The organism is Pseudomonas sp. TCU-HL1 (genome assembly GCF_001708505.1).
Classification (GTDB): domain Bacteria; phylum Pseudomonadota; class Gammaproteobacteria; order Pseudomonadales; family Pseudomonadaceae; genus Metapseudomonas.
Window position 1 is genome coordinate 3,143,172 of the sequence record NZ_CP015992.1, and the last position, 16,873, is coordinate 3,160,044.

The window sequence follows — 16,873 nt, forward strand, 5'->3', positions numbered from 1 at the left end:
ATGGCTTGGTTGATGAGCGAGGCTCACTCATCGCCATTCCTCGGGGTCGAGCTCGTTGTCGCGCAGGATGAACTCGAACAGTGCCTGGGCGGCCACCGGTAGCGAGCGGTTGGCCTGGCGCACGATGCCGATGTCGCGGGTCACCAGCGGGTCGGCCAGAGGAATGAAGCGCAACTGGCCCGGCTCGGCGGGGAAGGCGAAGCGGGGCAGGGTGGTGATGCCCATACCGGCCTCGATCATCGCCAGCAGGGAAATCATGTTGGAGATATAGAACTGCGAGTCGGTGACCAGCTCTTCGGCGCGGGTGCCGGCCAGCAGGCGCGAGGTGCCGTTGGCGATCAGGCGCTCGCCGCGCAGTTGTTGCCAGCCGAGTTGCGCTTCGCCGGCCAGTGGATGGCTCTGGTGGCAGACCACGCCGATGCTGTCTTCCCAGATAGGGATGAAGCGGATGTCGCTCTCGGCTTCCCAGAGGCTGGAGATGCCGAAGTCCACCTGCTGGTTCTCCACCATGTTCAGCACCGCTTCGGAGTTGTCGTCGAACAGGCTGACGTGCAGGTCCGTGGCATCGCCTATGAAGCGCGTGAGGATGTCCGGCAGTAGCCGGCTGGCGATGGACGGCACCGAGGCGATGCGCAGGTGCCCGGACTTGTACTGGGCGATCAGGCTCATGTCGCGGACCACCCGGTCGTGGTGCTCGATCAGTTCCTTGGCATAGGCGAGGAACTGAATGCCGAAGGGCGTCAGCTCGGGTTTGGTGACCCGCGCGTTGCGCTTCTCGAACAGCGCCTGGCCGAGTTTGCCCTCCAGGTCGCGGATCGACAGCGAGATGGCCGGCTGGGTACGGTGCGCGCGCTCCGCCGCAGCATGGAAGCCCTGCAACTCGGCAACCCAGACAAAGTGGCGCAACTGCACGATCTTCAGGTCCGGCAGCATGGTAAGTTTTCCTTATCAATCAATATTCACAACTAATTTTAGTTTATCTGAGGCGGCACCTACCATGCGCTCAAAGCGAGAACGGAGGTGCACATGCCCAGCAAGATTTTCAACAACTACATCGGTGGCGCCTGGGTCGAAGGCGCCTCGAGTATTGCCAACCGCAGCCCTGCCGACGTCGAGGACGTGGTGGGCCATTACGCCCAGGCAAACGCCACCCAGGCGGACCAGGCTATCCACGCTGCCAGCGCCGCCCAGGCCATCTGGGCGCGCAGCGGGCTGGAAGAGCGCTACCAGGTGCTCATGGCCATCGGCAACGAACTCATCGCCCGCAAGGCTGAACTCGGCGAGCAACTGTCCCGTGAAGAGGGCAAGACCCTGGCCGAAGGTGTCGGCGAGGTCTATCGCTCCGGGCAGTTCTTCCATTACTACGCCGCCGAGGCCCTGCGGCAGATGGGCGAGACGGCGGACTCGGTGCGCCCCGGCGTGGAGATCGAGGTACGCCGCGAGCCGGTCGGCGTGGTCGCCATCATCACTCCCTGGAACTTCCCGATGGCCACCGCCGCCTGGAAGATCGCCCCGGCCCTGGCGTTCGGCAACGCGGTGGTGTTCAAGCCGGCCAATGCCGTGCCGGCCAGCGCCTGGGCGCTGACCGAGATCATCGCCCGCCAGGCGCTGCCGGCGGGCACCTTCAATCTGGTGATGGGCAGCGGTGCCGAGGTGGGCGAACGCCTGATCCACTCCAGCGGAATCAACGCCCTGAGCTTCACCGGCTCGGTGGAAACCGGGCGCCGGGTCGCCGCCGCGACGGCCGCCAACTTCGTCCGCTGCCAACTGGAAATGGGCAGCAAGAATGCCCTGGTGGTGCTCGACGATGCCGACCTGGAGCTGGCTGTGGAGTGCGCGGTGAACGGCGCCTTCTTCGGCACCGGGCAGAAGTGCACGGCGTCGTCCCGGCTGATCGTCACCGAGGGCGTGCATGACCGCTTCGTCGAAGCGCTGATCGAGCGCATGAAGCAGCTCAAGGTCGGCCATCCGCTGCGTGAAGGCGTTCAGATCGGCCCGGTGGTCGACGAGCGCCAGCTGGCGCAGAACCTGCGCTACATCGAGGACGCCAAGGCCGAGGGCGCGCGCCTGGTGTACGGCGGTGAGCGCATTACCGAAGAGCACGAGGGCTTCTACATGCGCCCGGCGCTCTTCGTCGATACCCGCAACGACATGTGCATCAACCGCGACGAGGTGTTCGGGCCCATCGCCTGCGTGATCAAGGCGAAGGACTACGAGGAGGCGCTGGCCATCCTCAACGACACCCGCTTCGGGCTGACCGCCGGGATCATGACCCAGTCGCTCAAGCACGCCAGCGACTTCAAGCGCCGCGCCAACACCGGCTGCGTGATGGTCAACCTGCCCACCGCCGGCACCGACTACCACGTGCCTTTCGGCGGCCGCAAGGATTCCAGCTTCGGCCCCCGCGAGCAGGGGCAGTACGCCCGCGATTTCTACACGGTGGTCAAGACCGTGTACGTGCGTCCCTGAGGGAGAGAACGCCATGCAAGAGCTTCTGATGATCGACGGCCTGCAGTACTCCAACTGGAGCCCCGAGCTGTTCCAGCAGATGCGCGAGGGCGGCTTGAGCGCCGTCCACGCCACCATCGCCTACCACGAGACCGCCCGCGAAACCCTGTCGCGCATCGGCGAGTGGAACCGCCGCTTCGAGGCCTTTCCCGAGCTGATCCGCCCTGTGCGGCAGGCTTCGGATATTCGCCTGGCACAGCAGGAGGGCCGGGTCGGGATCTTCTTCGGCTTCCAGAACTGCTCGCCCATCGAAGACGACATCGACCTGGTGGAGGTCTTCCGCCAGCTCGGGGTCTTCATCATGCAACTGACCTACAACAACCAGAGCCTGCTGGCTTCGGGCTGCTACGAGCGCGAGGACACCGGCATCAGCCGCTTCGGCCGCCAGGTGATTGCGGAGATGAACCGCGTCGGCATGCTCATCGACATGTCCCACAGCGCCGAGCGCAGCACGCTGGAGGCGATCGAGCTGTCGAGCCGGCCGGTGATCATCTCCCACGCCAACCCCACCAGCTTCCATGCGGCCAAGCGCAACAAGTCCGATGCGGTGCTGCGTGGCATCGCCGAATCGGGCGGCCTGCTCGGCTTCAGCACCTATCCCTTCCACCTGCGCGGCGGTTCGCAGTGCCAGCTCGACGAATTCTGCGACATGGTCGCGCGCACGGCGGACCTGATGGGCATCGATCACATCGGTATCGGCACCGACCTCTGCCAGCAGCAGCCGCTGCAGGTGCTGGAGTGGATGCGTAACGGCCGCTGGAGCAAGGCCAAGGACTACGGCGAAGGCTCGGCGGACAACGCCGACTGGCCGGCGCCGCTGCACTGGTTCCGTGACAGCCGCGACTTCCCCGTCATCGCCCAGGGCCTGCGTCAGCGCGGCTTCGCCGAGGACGAGGTGCGCAAGATCATGGGCCTGAACTGGCTGAACCTGCTGGAACGCGGCACCACGCCGCGGAACTGATTTTCCACCCCCCGTGAGGACGCCATGAACAAAAACAAGAACAGTGCCTCGTCCATCTCCCACCGTGGAGCTGGCCTGTGCCTACCCGCACAACCCCTTTACCTGCTGCCTCCAGGGCGCGCGAGCGACAGGCGCCGCTTGCGCTGACGAAACGCTCCGTGTCGTTTCCCCAACCCATGGTCATTCGCCCCGCGCGTGCCGCATGCCGGCGGGGCCTAAGCTACAACCTGGAGGCATCATGAAAGTGTTCCCGACCCAGACCCTAGGCAGCGCGCCGATGAAGCACCCTGCACTGCAAGGCATCGACTGGCCCCTGTTCGTCATCAGCGGCGGCTTCCTGCTCAGTTTCCTGGTGGCGGCGCTGGTGGACATCGACGCCGTCTCGGCGCTGGTCAACACGCTGTTCGCCTGGTCGACCAAGGCCTTCGGGCTTTACTGGCAGGTGCTGATGCTGGCGACCTTCCTCGTCAGCCTGGGCATCTGCTTCAGCAAGTGCGGCCGCGTACGCCTGGGCGGCGTCGACCGGACGCCGGACATCAGTACCTTCAACTGGATCGCCGTCATCATGTGCGCGCTGCTGGCCGGCGGCGGCGCCTTCTGGGCAGCCGCCGAGCCACTGATGCACTTCGCCAGCCCGCCGCCGCTGTTCGCCGGCGTGCAACCGAACACCGAGCAGGCGGCCCACGTGGCGCTGGCGCAGTCGTTCGTACACTGGGGCTTCCTCGCCTGGGCGGTGCTCGGCAGCCTGCTGGCGATCGTGCTGATGCACCTGCACTACGACAAGGGCCTGCCGCTGGCGCCGCGCACGCTGCTGTATCCGCTGCTGGGCGAGCGCGCCCTCAAGGGACCGATCGGCAACCTCGCCGATGCCACCTCGATCATTGCGGTGGTCGCCGGCACCATCGGCCCGATCGGCTTCCTCGGCCTGCAGATCAGCAATGCGCTGAACGCCGTGTGGGGCCTGCCCAATGATCTGCTGACCCAGTCCATCACCATCATCCTGGTGACGGCCATGTACACCACCTCCTGCCTGATCGGGCTGAACGGCATCCGCTTCGTCAGCGAGATCAACGTCTGGCTGATGATCGGTCTGGCGCTGTTCATGATCGTGGTCGGCCCGACCCTGTTCATCCTTACCGGCTTCCCGGCGGCGTTCGGCCTGCAACTGGAGCAGTTCCTGCCGATGACCCTGTACCGCGCCGACCCGAAGTGGCTCGACTGGTGGACGGTGTTCTACTGGGGCTGGTTCATCGGTTACGCGCCGATGATGGGGCTGTACGTGGCCAAGATTTCGCGGGGCCGCAGTATTCGCCAGATCACCATGACCCTGTCCATCGTCGCGCCGCTGGTGACCATGTTCTGGTTCACCGTGGTCGGCGGCACCGGTATCGGCCTGGAGCTGCAGACCCCCGGCATCGTCACCGTCCACGGCACCCAGCCCGAGGCCATGCTGCTGGGCGTCACCCAGAGCCTGCCGCTGGCCGGCTTGGTCTCGGCGCTGTTCCTGTTCCTCAGCTTCATCTCGGTGGCTACCAATGGCGATGCCATGGCCTATACCGTGGCAATGGCGATGTCCGGTAACGACTCGCCGAAGAAGTGGCTGCGGGCCTTCTGGTGCATCGGCATGGGGCTGGCCGCGGTGGTGTTGGTCACCATCGGATCGGGCGGGGTTACGGCGTTGCAGTCCTTCATCGTCATCACCGCCGTTCCGGTTTCCCTGCTGCTGTTGCCGGCGCTGTGGAACGCCCCGCAGATCGCCCTCCGCCTGGCGCGCGAGCAAAAGGTCTAGTCCCTTGGGAGGGGCAGTTTCTATTGCCTCTCCCTTTTTCTTCCCTTCCTGGAGAGCTCAATGAAACAGGCAGTCAGTACCCGTTTGTACCCGTCCAAGGCACCCCTGGAGTGGGCCGTGATCGGTAACGGTACCTTGTACACGGCGCAGATACCCATCGACGTCGAAGGGCGTGTGGTGGACGGGGGCATCGAGGCGCAGACGCGGCAGACCCTGGACAACCTCAAGCACACCCTGGACAGCGCCGGGCTGGGCCTGGAGGCCGTGACCCAGGTGCTGATCTACGTGACCGACCGCCGTTACCTGGCCACCGTGAATGCGGTTTACGCGGAGTACTTCGTCGCGCCTTATCCGAACCGCGCTGCCATGGTGGTGGCCGGGCTGGCCCGCGAGGAAATGCTCGTGGAGCTGGTGGTCTACGCGGTGGCCTGATCGGCCGTTACCCCGGCCCGTCCTGGCGATCCCGGAGGACCGGACTTCCCGCTAGTCGATCCCTCTGGCAGCGGCTTCACCTATGCTTGATCCCGGAGCGCGCGCCTTTCCGTCACGAGCGGTACGGCGCGTGCGCTACTTTTGGCCACCCGGCCCGACCCGCCTGGGAGTGTGAAATGGAATGGCTGCTGCACCCGGAAACCTGGGTGGCCTTCTTCACCCTGACCGCTCTGGAAATCGTCCTCGGCATCGACAACATCATCATGATCGCCATCCTCGTCGGCCGCATGCCACGGCACATGCAGGCGCGCACGCGGTTCTTCGGCCTGGCGCTGGCGATGGTCACCCGCATCCTGCTGCTGCTCTCGATCACCTGGATCATGCGGCTCACCGCTGACCTGTTCCACGTCTTTGAACAGGGCATCTCCGGCCGCGACCTGATCCTCTTCTTCGGCGGTCTGTTCCTCTTGTGGAAGAGCAGCACCGAGATGTACCACGGGCTGGAAGGCGAAGACGAAACCGCCGATGAGCCCCGGAGCCTGGCGGGCGGCTTCATCGGCACCATCATCCAGATTGCGATCATCGACATCGTGTTCTCCCTGGATTCGGTGATCACCGCCGTGGGGATGGTCTCCAACGTACCGGTGATGGTCGCCGCGATCGTCGCCGCTGTGCTGGTGATGATGCTCGCCGCTGGCACCATCAGCGCCTTCATCGACCAGCATCCGAGCCTGAAGATGCTCGCGCTGTCCTTCCTGGTGGTGGTCGGTACCGTGCTGATCGCCGAGTCGTTCGAAGTCCATGTACCCAAGGGCTACGTCTACTTCGCCATGGCCTTCTCCCTGGCCGTGGAGGCACTCAACATCCGCGCGCGCATCGCCCGTGGCCGCAAGGAAGACCCGGTGCAACTTCGCAAGGACCTGATGGGGGAGTAGCACGCCCGAAGCGGCCCTGCAGGGGTGAATTCATTTGAACTTGGGAAACCACGTCCTGCGGACGTGGTCATGAGTCACCGAACCAGCAGGATGATGCTGATCCCGTAGGGTGCGCCGCGCGCACCGTGAGAGAGACTCGGAGTCGCCACCATCGCCTCGGTGCGCATGGCGCACCCTACTGTTGGGCACGGTGGCGCAGATCAGCCGGGTGCTGCGTGTGAGGATGGCCCCCTTATAGGGGGCAAACACAAGTCCACGTTCTACGAACGTGGATCTTTACTTGCCAAGGGCAACACCGCTGCCCCAACTCACAGGAGCCACGACCGGCGACGAGGGTCGATGCGTGTCAGTCTTCCTGGGCTTTCCTGATCCGATACGCGATTGTGCAAATGATCGCGGAAGACGTTTACTGCCAAAAATCACCAGGGCGATCAACAGAATCACTGCCCAGTGTTTCCAGTCGAAGATGCTGTAAAGGCCGTTACGCCACAGTTGCTGGCGGAGGACGCGATGGTCATTCACCAGACCCGCTCCAGAAGCCCGGCCGGCCCCGCGCGGGCCGGTTTCGGGCACTTGAAGCCAGTGGCTCAGCTGTCCAGGGCGTTGGGCGGAACGATCTGGTGAAGTTTCATCCAGCGATACAGGGTGGGGCGTGACATGCCCAGTTCGCGCGCTGCGGCGCTCACATTCCAGCGCTGCTTGCGCAGGCAGTCTTCGATTTCGCGCGCATGGGAAGTCTGTTGTTCCTGGGCCGGAGTCGAGCGTGTGGGCTGCCTTGGATTGACGCTTGGCAGGCACTGTTCGGGTAGATCGTTCACGGTGATTTCATCGGTCTCTGCCGTGGCCAGGGCGTATTGCAGCGCATTGCGCAGCTCGCGGATATTGCCCGGCCAGGCATAGCCGAGAAGGGCGCTCATGGCGTCTCCCCGGATGCGTGCGGAACGCTGGCGCTGGTCACATAGCTCCCTGAAGATGCGCTCTATCAGGTAGTTCTTGTCGGCCCGCTCACGCAGCGCCGGCAGGCGCAGGATCGCCCCATTGAGGCGGTAGTAGAGGTCTTCGCGGAACTCGCCATCCTCGATCGACTGCCGCAGGTCGCGGTGGCTCGCGGCAATGACGCGGATATTGACCTTGATCGGCTTCTCACCCCCCAGTGGCATCACTTCCTGCTCGGCCAGTACACGCAGCAGTCGCGTCTGCAGATGCAGCGGCATGTCACCGATTTCATCGAGGAAGAGTGTGCCCCCGTCGGCTTGCTGGATCAGGCCTCGCATGCCCTTGCTGCGTGCCCCGGTGAAGGTGCCGGGCTGGTAGCCGAAGAGTTCGCTCTCGATCAGTGACTCGGGCATCGCTGCACAGTTGATGGCGACGAAGGGTGCCTTGCGCCTGTTGCTGCTGTCGTGCAGCGCGCGGGCAAGGCGCTCCTTGCCGGTGCCGGTCTCGCCATTGAGCAGCACGTTCAGGGGCTCGCTGCACAGACGTTTGGCACGAGCCAGCATTTTGCGCATGACGGGTTCGTCATCGGCCAGCTCATCCAGCGGGCAGCGTTCCTGGCTCGCGCGCTGTGCTTGTGGGGCAGCAGGCGCGCGGCTGGGCTCCATCAATGCGGCAAAGAACAGCGCGCTCTGTCGATGGGTACGGAAGGCGCGCACCTGGTCGGCGCTGGCGTGGGGGATGCTGAAGACGTCTTCGGGTTCGCAGTCGAACAGGTCCTGGATACCGATTCGACGGGCCAGTGCCGAAGGTCGCTCCGGCAACTGCAGGCCGCATTCGTCGAGCAGCGTGCGGGCTGCGGTGTTGGCTGCCAGGAGGCTACCGTCCCCGGCCAGCGCCAGCAGGTACTGGCGATTGATCAGGACGAATTCGCGGGATCGGTCGAAGCAGAGGATATGGGCTTCACGGTAGCGGCGCAGGAAGTACGCATCCTCGATCATGCGCGCGTACTGCTTGACCAGTTGCAAGGCGAATTGCTGGGAGTCCTTCGAAGGTGGTGACTTCAGGGCCGAGATATCCAGCACGGCCAGCAGCTGCCCCTGGGGATTGAAAATGGGCACTGCGGTGCAGGTCAGGGCAATGTGGTGGGCACTGAAGTGGTCATGGTGGTGGCAGGTCAGCGGCTGCTGCTCCTTGATGCAGGTGCCCACCGCACAGGTTCCTGCATGGTCCTCGCTCCAGTCGGCGCCCAGGTACAGGCCCGTCTTGCGGTGTGCCACCTCATCCGCCGGATCGCCGAGGAACTGCACGGTGATGCCCCGGCTGTCGGTGAGGAGAATGACGTAGCCAAGCTCGGCAATGTGCCGGTACAGCTGCTCGACGCCGGCGCGGGCCACGTTGATCAGCTCGTCTGCGTGGTCCTGGTGCTCCCGCAATACCTGACGCGGTACGAACCGAGGTGGCGCGGGCTTGGCCGGGTCCAGGCCGTAATCCTGGATACAGCGCTTCCAGGAGCGGGTGATGATGGACTCGTGCCCGGCGCCATCGCTGGCGTATGACAGCACGGTGTCGATATGCAGGCTGGGGGTCGAAATGCTGCTCATGCGGCCTCCCGGAAACGGGGTGAGGGGCCCGTTATCCGTGACGATCTTGTTCTTGTTTGGCGGCAGCACCTGAGGGGCGGGCTGGCACGGTTGCAATCACATTACGAGTTTAGCCTTCCGGCGTCACCTGCCCATTGGTCGTGGCTGGACGGCTTGTCGCGCCTTACACCTGTAAGCCCCCGAACGCTTGACAGAACCTCTCCGGCTTTCCTGGTTCAGATCGAAAAGCCCATTTTATTCAACTGTTTGGAGTGAGTTTGCCTGGTCTGGCACACATCCTGCGCCGTGCTGCCTCGGCCCCCATCGGGGTACTACAACAAGAAACGAGGATGATCGATGCTGCCTTACTCCCAACGGACCCGCCCCACGGGTCCTTCGTCGCTCGACAGTCTGACCTGGGCCACCGCGTGGGGCCTGGTGCTTCTGGCTGGCGGGCTTTCCGTCACGGGCTCCGCCAGGGCTCTGGACCTGGATGCCGGTGACTATGTCGCCGCTCCTGCCGGCACCACCCTTGGCTTGCTCTACCTGCAGGGCGCAGAGCGTGACCGGCTGTATCGCGCAGGGCATCGCCAGGCGGATTCCCCGGGACTCGATTCGGAAATCGGCATCCTGCGCCTGGTCCACTACACCGACGTTGCCGGTTACCGCGTGGCACCCCAGTTGCTGGTGCCCTTCGGGCGCCTCGATGGAAACCGGGGCCTGGATGACGCGAGCGGCCTTGCCGACCCGATCCTGGCCATGCCGCTATGGCTGATCAACGAACCCGCGCGCCGTCGCTACCTGGGCATCACCCCCTATCTGTTCCTGCCCCTTGGTGAATACGACTCCGATGAGCCGCTGAACCTCGGCGAGAACCGCTGGAAGGCGAATCTTCAAGTCGCCTATGTCGACGCCTTGAGCGAGCGGCTGTCCCTGGACCTGGCTGCGGACGTGATGTTCTACGGCCGAAACAACCACTACGGCAGCGGCCGCTGGACCCAGCGGCAGAAACCCAGCTACCAGTACCAGGGTTTCCTGCGCTATCAGCTGACGCCCACGGCGGACTTGCGCGCCGGCCTGTCCTGGCTGGACGGTGGCGAGAACAGCGTCGACAAGCTGTGGCTGGACGACCGCCAGGAGACCGGCAAATGGTCCCTGGGATTTTCCTGGTTCTTCCTGCCCAGGACCCAGGTGGCGGCCACCTATGGACGGGACTTCGCGGTGGAGAACGGCTTTCGTGAAGAGCACCGGCTGAACATCCGGCTGATGCAGATGTTCTGAGCGGTCTGGACGGTCCGCTCGCTTGGGGCCTTCGGGCCTCTTTTTTGTTTCATGTACTCGAGCTCACAGGCGTGCTTTGCCTCCTGGAAGGGGGCCATCCTCACACGCAGCACCTGGCTGATCTCCGCCATCGTGCCCAGAAGTAGGGTGCGCCATGCGCACCGAGGCGATGGTGGCGACTCCGAGTCTCTCTCACGGTGCGCGCGGCGCACCCTACATCAGCATCATCCTGCTGGTTCGGTGACTCATGACCACGTCTTCAGGACGTGGCAAATGAATTCGTTCCCACGAGCTTCATGCTTGACGCCTGTAAAGCACCCCGGGTGCCCGTCTTACACCTGTAAAGCCGGCGCTTTACAGATGGACACTCCAGTCGTGTCTGAATTTAATAAAAACCTTAAAAAACAGTTACTTGAATCTATATCCAAGTATTGGCACGCAAGCTGCTCCAGAGCTGTCGAGGGGCCGAAAAGGCACCCGGACAAATAACAACAACGTCGGTCACACCTGTTCCCACCTTGCAGGTGTGCCGGCAAAAGCCTGGAGCTCTGCCATGCATGACTCTTCCCCCCTGAGCCGCCGGCGTTTCCTCAGCCTGTCGGGCCAGTCCGCCCTGATCCTCGGCGCCAGCGCCGTTACCAGCCAGCTCATTCCCGTCACCGCCATCGCCGACGAAGTGCTGCCCAGGCTGCCTGCCGGGCTGCTGCGGATGGGGCGCGATATCTATCCCCACGACCGTCTCGGCGATGCGCCCTACGCCAAGTCGCTGTTCGAGCTGCTCGGCAAGCAGCCGGACCTCGTCCGTGACGGCATGAAGGCCCTGCAGGCACGCGCACGTGCCACCCACGGCCGGGCCTTCGAGGAGATTGCCAGCGAGGATGATCGAGTCGCCCTGCTGCGCGAAATCGAAACGTCACCGTTCTTTCGCGAGACCCGCAGCGCGCTGATGTTCGGCCTCTACGACAACAAGACGCTGTTCCCGCTGTTCGGCTACGAAGGCTCGTCGGTGGAGAAGGGCGGCTATATCGCGCGCGGCTTCAACGATCTCGACTGGCTCTGATCAGTCACCTCTTCGCGGCTCCATCCATTCCAACAATGAGGGTTAACCCCATGGCAGCGAAATTTTCCCAGGACGACAGCGATGTCGTCGTGATCATCGGCTCGGGCGCCGGCGGCGGCACCCTGGCCCATGCCTTGGCCAGGCAAGGTATCCGTAGCGTGGTGCTGGAAGCTGGCAAGCGCTACGAGATGTCCGACATCGAGAACGATGAATGGGCCATGTTCAACAAGATTTCCTGGCTCGACAAACGCATTGCCACCGGCGGCTGGGACGTGGCGCGCAACCATCCGAACCTGCCGGCCTGGATCGTCAAGGCGGTAGGCGGCAGCTCCGTGCACTGGGCAGGCGTGGCCCTGCGTTTTCGCGATTTCGAGTTCCGCATGCGTACCGAGAACGGCGACATCAAGGGCGCCAACATGCTCGACTGGCCCATCAGTTATGAGGAGCTTGAACCCTGGTACGTCAAGGCCGAGAAGCACATGGGCGTGACCGGGCCGAGTACCGGCATGCCGTACCACCAGTGGCACAACTCTTTCAAGGTCCTGGCCTCGGGCGCCCAGCGCATCGGCTACAAGGAAATCCAGTCCGGGCCGATGGCGATCAACACGCAGCCCTATGACAGCCGGCCTGGCTGCATGCAGATCGGGTTCTGCATGCAGGGCTGCCGCATCGGCGCCAAGTGGTCGACGCTCTACACCGACATCCCCCGTGCCGAAACCACTGGGAACTGCGAGGTCCGCCCGCAAAGCATGGCGCTGCGTATCGAACACGATGCCCGCGGCCGAGTCACCGGGGTGGTCTACGCCGATGCCGAGGGTCGCCAGCAGCGGCAGAAGGCCCGGGTGGTCTGCGTGGCCGGCAACTCCATCGAGTCGCCACGCCTGCTGCTCAACTCCGAATCCTCGACGTTCAAGGATGGCCTGGCCAACTCCTCCGGTCAGGTCGGGCGCAACTACATGTGTCACACCACCGCCGGTATCTACGCGGTGCTGCCCAAGCCGGTTCACATGTACCGGGGCACGACCTGCGCCGGAATCATTTCCGACGAGTCCTACAACAACACTTCACGGGGCTTTGTCGGTGGCTACCGACTGGAAATCCTGTCCCTCGGCCTGCCCTTCATGTCCGCCTTCCTCGACCCGACACCGCAAGGCTGGGGCCGTGCGTTCGCCTCGCGGATGGAGCGCTACGACCATATGTCCGGCGTTTGGCTGTGTGGCGAAGACCTGCCCATGGAGAGCAACCGCATCACCCTCCACGGCACTGAAAAGGACCAGTACGGCCTGCCGATTCCGGTGGTGCACAAGGACGACCACGCCTTCGACAACGCCATGCGCGATCACGGTGTGGAGCAGACCCGCAAGTGCTACGAGGCGGTCGGCGCCACCGAAGTGATCCGCCTGCCGTCCTACCCGGCCAGCCACAACATGGGCACCAACCGCATGAGCGCAAAAGCTGCCGACGGCGTGGTGAACAAGTGGGGCCAGAGCCACGACATCCCCAACCTGTTCGTCTCGGACGGCAGCCAGTTCACCACCAGCGGCGGGCAGAACCCGACCCTGACCATCGTTGCCCTGGCCTTGCGCCAGGCCGAACACATCGGCGCGCTGATCAACCAGCGCGCCCTCTGAGGAGCCGACCCCATGACCACACCCAGCAACGCCCAGCGCCTCTGGATGCTCGAGCAGATGCTCGTCAGCCGTTACCTGGAGGAGTCCATCGAACGCATCTACATGGAAGGCAAGACGCCGGTATTCAACATGGCCAATGGGCCCATTCCCGGCGAGATGCACCTGTCCAACGGCCAGGAGCCTTGTGCCGTCGGCGTGTGCGCGCACCTCACGGCGGAAGACATCGTCACCGCCACTCACCGCCCGCACCACATTGCCGTGGCCAAGGGCGTAGACCTGGAGGAAATGGTCGCCGAGATCTTCGGCAAGAAGACCGGGCTGTCCGGCGGCCGTGGCGGCCACATGCACCTGTTCGACGAGCGGGTGAACTTCTCCTGCTCCGGCATCATCGCCCAGGGCATGGGCCCTGCGGTGGGCGCCGCGTTGTCGCGCCAGCTACAGGGCAAGTCCGGCGTCGCCGTGGCCTACCTCGGTGAAGGCGCGGCGAACCAGGGCGCCTTCCACGAGACCCTGAATCTGGCGGCGCTGTGGAAGCTGCCGGTGGTGTTCGTGATCGAGGACAACGCCTGGGGCATCTCGGTGGCCAAGGCCGCTTCGACGGCCATCGAACGCAACTACCTGCGCGCTGCCGCCTATGGCATGCCCGGCGTGTTCGTCCCGGGTAACGACGCCGACGCCATCTTCGCCGCCGCCGGTGAAGCCATTGCCCGCGCTCGCGCAGGCGAAGGGCCGAGCCTGATCGAGATTGAAACCCACCGCCTGGCCGGCCACTTCATGGGGGACGGCGAAACCTACCGCCCGGCGGGCGAGAAGGAAGCCCTGCTGGCGAAAGACCCGATTCCTACCTACCGCCAGCGCCTGCTGGAACTGGGCGTGGCCGATGAGGTGACCCTGGCCGGCCTCGATGAGCGCGCCCGTGGCCGTGTCGACGCCGCCGTGCAGTTCGCCCGCGACAGTGCCTACCCGGCGCCCGAAGAGGCGCTCGACTTCGTCTTCGTCTGAACAGGAATCGCAGTGATGAGCAGCCCAGTAAAAGAACGCAAACTCACCATCGCCCGTGCCATGGCCGAGGCTGTAGCCCAGGAAATGCACCTCGATCCCCGCGTCTTCGTGATGGGCGAGGATATCGGCCAGCTCGGCGGGGTGTTCGGCAACACCCGTGGCCTGCATGAGGAATTCGGCAACGCGCGCATTCGCGACACGCCCATTTCGGAAACCGCCTTCATCGGCGCCGCCGTGGGCGCGGCCTCCGACGGCATGCGGCCGATCGTCGAGCTGATGTTCGTCGACTTCTTCGGCGTGTGCATGGACGCCATCTACAACCTGATGGCGAAGAACACCTACTTCTCCGGCGGCAAGGTCAGCGTGCCCATGGTGCTGATGGCCTCCACCGGTGCCGGTTACTCCGACGCCGGACAGCACTCCCAGTGCCTGTACGGCACGTTCGCCCACTTGCCCGGCATGAAAGTGGTAGTGCCGAGCAACGCCTACGACGCCAAGGGGTTGATGACCGCCGCCATCCGCGACGACAACCCGGTGATCTACCTGTTCCACAAGGCGCTGCAGGGAATGGGCTGGCTGGGAACGGAGAAGGGCGCCACGGTAGCGGTGCCGGAGGAGCCTTATACCGTGGAGATCGGCAAGGCGAAGACGGTACGCGAGGGGCGCGATGTGAGCATCGTCAGCCTGGGCGCCGGCGTACACCACGCCCTGCGCGCTGCCCAGCAGCTGGAGCAGCAGGGCGTCAGCGCCGAAGTGGTGGACCTGCGCAGCCTGGTGCCCCTGGATCGCGAGCACGTCATCGCTTCGGTACGCAAGACCGGCCGGCTGATCGTTGTCGACGAGGACTACCACAGCTTCGGCGTCAGCGGCGAAATCATCGCCAGTGTTGTCGAGCACGACATCGGGATGCTCAAGGCCCGACCACAGCGGGTGGCCTTCCCCGACATTCCGATCCCTTTCACGCCGCCCATGGAGCAATGGGCGCTGCCGTCTGCTGCGAAGATCGTAGCGGCCTACCAGAACCTGAAGAACGAGGAGTAACACCATGTCCAACGCTATCCTGATTCCCGCCGACCTCTGGGAAGGCGACGCCGAAGCCGTCATCACGTCCTGGCTGGTGAGTGATGGTGCCGAGGTTGGCCAGGGCGACCTGGTGGCAGAAATCATGTCCGAAAAGGCCCAGTTCGAGATCGAGGCACCTGCTTCCGGCGTGCTGAAAATCCTCGAGGAAGAAGATGCGGTGGTTGCCAAGGGCGCGACCATCGGGCGGGTGGAGTGAGCCATGGGGCACATGCAGAACCCCGCTGCCGGTACCGGCAGCAGCGTGCCCCTGAAAGGCATGCGCAAGATGATCGCCGCGAAGATGAGCGAAAGCCTGCAGACGGCGGCGCAACTCACCCACCATGCGGAATGCGAGCTTGGCGCCCTGCAGGCGAAACGGGTGCAACTGAAGGCTGCGGGTAGCCAGGTGTCCCTTCAGGACCTGTTGCTCCTGGAAATCGTGCGGACGCTGAAGAACCACCCGGGGCTCAATGCAACCCTGGAAGACAACCAGATCACGCGGCATGGCCCGGTGCACCTGGGTCTGGCGATCCCGCTGCCGGACGATCTGCTGGTGGCGCCCGCACTGTTCGATGCCGACCAGCTCGACGGGGAGGGCCTGGCGCTGGCACGCCGGGCCCTGGTGGACAAGGCACTTGCCGGGAAGCTCTCGGTCAAGGAGCTTACCGGTGCCACGGTGACCGTGACCAACCTGGGGCTGTCACGGGTGCGTTTCTTCACGCCCATCCTCAATGTCCCTCAGGTGGCCATCATCGGGCTGGGAGGTGTCCAGCGTCGCCTTCAGCGAGACATCGATGGATCGTTGGTGGAACGCGATTTCATGGGCCTTTCACTGACCTTCGATCACCGCGCGGTGAACGGTGCCCCGGCCGCGGATTTCCTCAACGATCTGTGCCGGCGCATCGAAGGAGTCGAGCCGTCATGAGCCGAATCTGGCGCGTCAGTGTCGAGGCTGGACTGGAGGCTGAGCGGCAGTTGCTCGACCGTATGCACGCCGGAGAGGAAGAGTGGGGGTTGCTGCTATGGCGGCCCTCGGACTCGGCCCTGGTGATGCCACGCAGGCTGAGCCGGCTTCTGGGGTTCATGGCGGCAGACATCGAATGTGCAGCCTTGGGCTGGCCGATTGCACTGCGCGACACCGGTGGCGAGCCGGTGCCGCAGTCGCCGGCGGTACTCAATGTGGCCTTGGCCTATGTCGTGCCACCGGAGGAGGATGAACAGGCAAGGATAGAAACGGCCTATTCGCGTCTCTGCGAGCCCATCTGCCAATGGTTGCGCGGCATGGGGCTGCTGCCGGGTCTCGGCGAGGTTCCTGGAGCCTTCTGTGACGGCCGCTTCAACATCACCCTGGGCCGTCGCAAGCTGGTGGGAACGGCCCAGCGCTGGCGCCGCCGCACAGCGGATAACCGCCTGGTGGTCCTGGTTCATGGGGCGATCCTGCTTGAGGATCAGCGCGAGTCCATGGTCGAGGTGGTCAACTGTTTCTACCAACGTTGCGGTCTGGAGCAACGCTGCCGGGCTACCAGCCATGTGGCTCTGGAGGAGTGGTTGACCCCGGCATGGGATATGACGGAAAGCCTAGCGAACGGGTTCGAGGTTCCCTGGGAGGCCTGGTCGCCCGGAACGGTATCGGGCGTTCGGCCAGGCCTGTCATGACAGCGCAGGCCGCATCTGGGGAACCGAACATCCCGGTAGC

16 protein-coding genes are annotated in these 16,873 nt (G+C 64.4%); 13 read left to right on the forward strand and 3 right to left on the reverse strand.

The window, feature by feature from the left end:
- Positions 1-27: 27 nt before the first annotated feature.
- Positions 28-933 carry a LysR family transcriptional regulator gene (locus THL1_RS14480; RefSeq protein ID WP_069083926.1) on the reverse strand — a complete coding sequence of 302 codons (906 nt, stop codon included), beginning with the start codon at positions 931-933 and terminating at the stop codon, positions 28-30.
- A gap of 93 nt (positions 934-1,026) precedes the next feature.
- Between THL1_RS14480 and THL1_RS14485 the strand changes: the two genes are divergently transcribed.
- The 5 genes from THL1_RS14485 to THL1_RS14505 all read left to right on the forward strand — a co-directional run bounded on the left by THL1_RS14485 (position 1,027) and on the right by THL1_RS14505 (position 6,625).
- Complete coding sequence (locus THL1_RS14485) at positions 1,027-2,469, forward strand: aldehyde dehydrogenase family protein (protein WP_069083927.1); 1,443 nt, start codon at positions 1,027-1,029, stop codon at positions 2,467-2,469.
- Between the two features lie 13 nt (positions 2,470-2,482).
- A complete protein-coding gene (locus tag THL1_RS14490; protein ID WP_069083928.1) occupies positions 2,483-3,469 on the forward strand; it encodes a dipeptidase in 987 nt (328 codons plus the stop codon).
- Between the two features lie 238 nt (positions 3,470-3,707).
- Positions 3,708-5,258 carry a BCCT family transporter gene (locus THL1_RS14495; protein ID WP_069083929.1) on the forward strand — a complete coding sequence of 517 codons (1,551 nt, stop codon included), beginning with the start codon at positions 3,708-3,710 and terminating at the stop codon, positions 5,256-5,258.
- A gap of 60 nt (positions 5,259-5,318) precedes the next feature.
- A complete protein-coding gene (locus THL1_RS14500) occupies positions 5,319-5,690 on the forward strand; it encodes a RidA family protein (protein ID WP_069083930.1) in 372 nt (123 codons plus the stop codon).
- A gap of 176 nt (positions 5,691-5,866) precedes the next feature.
- Complete coding sequence (locus tag THL1_RS14505) at positions 5,867-6,625, forward strand: TerC family protein (RefSeq protein ID WP_069083931.1); 759 nt, start codon at positions 5,867-5,869, stop codon at positions 6,623-6,625.
- A 276-nt stretch (positions 6,626-6,901) separates the two neighbouring features.
- Here THL1_RS14505 and THL1_RS30120 read toward each other — a convergent pair whose 3' ends face one another.
- Together THL1_RS30120 and THL1_RS14510 are read right to left on the reverse strand one after the other, a co-directional pair.
- On the reverse strand, positions 6,902-7,147 hold the full coding sequence (locus tag THL1_RS30120; protein ID WP_161490971.1) for a twin-arginine translocase TatA/TatE family subunit: 246 nt from the start codon (positions 7,145-7,147) through the stop codon (positions 6,902-6,904).
- 65 nt (positions 7,148-7,212) lie between these two features.
- Entirely contained in the window at positions 7,213-9,162 is a 1,950-nt protein-coding gene (locus THL1_RS14510) for a sigma-54-dependent Fis family transcriptional regulator (protein WP_069083932.1), read from the reverse strand.
- Between the two features lie 336 nt (positions 9,163-9,498).
- Here THL1_RS14510 and THL1_RS14515 point away from each other — a divergent pair, with 336 nt between their 5' ends.
- From THL1_RS14515 to THL1_RS14550, 8 genes are all read left to right on the forward strand, one after another.
- On the forward strand, positions 9,499-10,422 hold the full coding sequence (locus tag THL1_RS14515; protein ID WP_083245888.1) for a transporter: 924 nt from the start codon (positions 9,499-9,501) through the stop codon (positions 10,420-10,422).
- 553 nt (positions 10,423-10,975) lie between these two features.
- Positions 10,976-11,482: a transcriptional initiation protein Tat gene (locus THL1_RS14520; RefSeq protein WP_069083933.1), complete on the forward strand. Its 507-nt coding sequence runs from the start codon at positions 10,976-10,978 to the stop codon at positions 11,480-11,482.
- Between the two features lie 50 nt (positions 11,483-11,532).
- The gene (locus THL1_RS14525; RefSeq protein WP_069083934.1) at positions 11,533-13,113 is read left to right on the forward strand and encodes a GMC family oxidoreductase; all 1,581 of its coding nucleotides are present in this window, start codon (positions 11,533-11,535) and stop codon (positions 13,111-13,113) included.
- A gap of 12 nt (positions 13,114-13,125) precedes the next feature.
- Positions 13,126-14,115, forward strand: a complete 990-nt coding sequence (locus tag THL1_RS14530; RefSeq protein WP_069083935.1) for a thiamine pyrophosphate-dependent dehydrogenase E1 component subunit alpha — start codon at positions 13,126-13,128, stop codon at positions 14,113-14,115.
- Positions 14,116-14,130: 15 nt separating this feature from the next.
- Complete coding sequence (locus THL1_RS14535; protein WP_083245889.1) at positions 14,131-15,156, forward strand: alpha-ketoacid dehydrogenase subunit beta; 1,026 nt, start codon at positions 14,131-14,133, stop codon at positions 15,154-15,156.
- 4 nt (positions 15,157-15,160) lie between these two features.
- On the forward strand, positions 15,161-15,394 hold the full coding sequence (locus tag THL1_RS14540) for a biotin/lipoyl-containing protein (protein WP_069083936.1): 234 nt from the start codon (positions 15,161-15,163) through the stop codon (positions 15,392-15,394).
- A gap of 3 nt (positions 15,395-15,397) precedes the next feature.
- A complete protein-coding gene (locus THL1_RS14545) occupies positions 15,398-16,102 on the forward strand; it encodes a 2-oxo acid dehydrogenase subunit E2 (protein ID WP_069083937.1) in 705 nt (234 codons plus the stop codon).
- Entirely contained in the window at positions 16,099-16,833 is a 735-nt protein-coding gene (locus THL1_RS14550) for a lipoate--protein ligase family protein (protein ID WP_069083938.1), read from the forward strand. Before THL1_RS14545 ends, THL1_RS14550 begins: the two co-directional genes overlap by 4 nt.
- Positions 16,834-16,873 lie beyond the last annotated feature (40 nt).

What these genes read in the sequence shown, in the direction of transcription:
- THL1_RS14480 (WP_069083926.1), bottom strand. Translation starts at nt 933, where the DNA reads ATGCTGCCGGACCTGAAGATCGTGCAGTTGCGCCACTTTGTCTGGGTT.
- THL1_RS14540 (WP_069083936.1), top strand. Translation starts at nt 15,161, where the DNA reads ATGTCCAACGCTATCCTGATTCCCGCCGACCTCTGGGAAGGCGACGCC.
- THL1_RS14490 (WP_069083928.1), top strand. Translation starts at nt 2,483, where the DNA reads ATGCAAGAGCTTCTGATGATCGACGGCCTGCAGTACTCCAACTGGAGC.
- THL1_RS14495 (WP_069083929.1), top strand. Translation starts at nt 3,708, where the DNA reads ATGAAAGTGTTCCCGACCCAGACCCTAGGCAGCGCGCCGATGAAGCAC.
- THL1_RS14550 (WP_069083938.1), top strand. Translation starts at nt 16,099, where the DNA reads ATGAGCCGAATCTGGCGCGTCAGTGTCGAGGCTGGACTGGAGGCTGAG.
- THL1_RS14500 (WP_069083930.1), top strand. Translation starts at nt 5,319, where the DNA reads ATGAAACAGGCAGTCAGTACCCGTTTGTACCCGTCCAAGGCACCCCTG.
- THL1_RS14520 (WP_069083933.1), top strand. Translation starts at nt 10,976, where the DNA reads ATGCATGACTCTTCCCCCCTGAGCCGCCGGCGTTTCCTCAGCCTGTCG.
- THL1_RS14485 (WP_069083927.1), top strand. Translation starts at nt 1,027, where the DNA reads ATGCCCAGCAAGATTTTCAACAACTACATCGGTGGCGCCTGGGTCGAA.
- THL1_RS14530 (WP_069083935.1), top strand. Translation starts at nt 13,126, where the DNA reads ATGACCACACCCAGCAACGCCCAGCGCCTCTGGATGCTCGAGCAGATG.
- THL1_RS14535 (WP_083245889.1), top strand. Translation starts at nt 14,131, where the DNA reads ATGAGCAGCCCAGTAAAAGAACGCAAACTCACCATCGCCCGTGCCATG.
- THL1_RS14510 (WP_069083932.1), bottom strand. Translation starts at nt 9,162, where the DNA reads ATGAGCAGCATTTCGACCCCCAGCCTGCATATCGACACCGTGCTGTCA.
- THL1_RS14505 (WP_069083931.1), top strand. Translation starts at nt 5,867, where the DNA reads ATGGAATGGCTGCTGCACCCGGAAACCTGGGTGGCCTTCTTCACCCTG.
- THL1_RS14525 (WP_069083934.1), top strand. Translation starts at nt 11,533, where the DNA reads ATGGCAGCGAAATTTTCCCAGGACGACAGCGATGTCGTCGTGATCATC.
- THL1_RS14545 (WP_069083937.1), top strand. Translation starts at nt 15,398, where the DNA reads ATGGGGCACATGCAGAACCCCGCTGCCGGTACCGGCAGCAGCGTGCCC.
- THL1_RS14515 (WP_083245888.1), top strand. Translation starts at nt 9,499, where the DNA reads ATGCTGCCTTACTCCCAACGGACCCGCCCCACGGGTCCTTCGTCGCTC.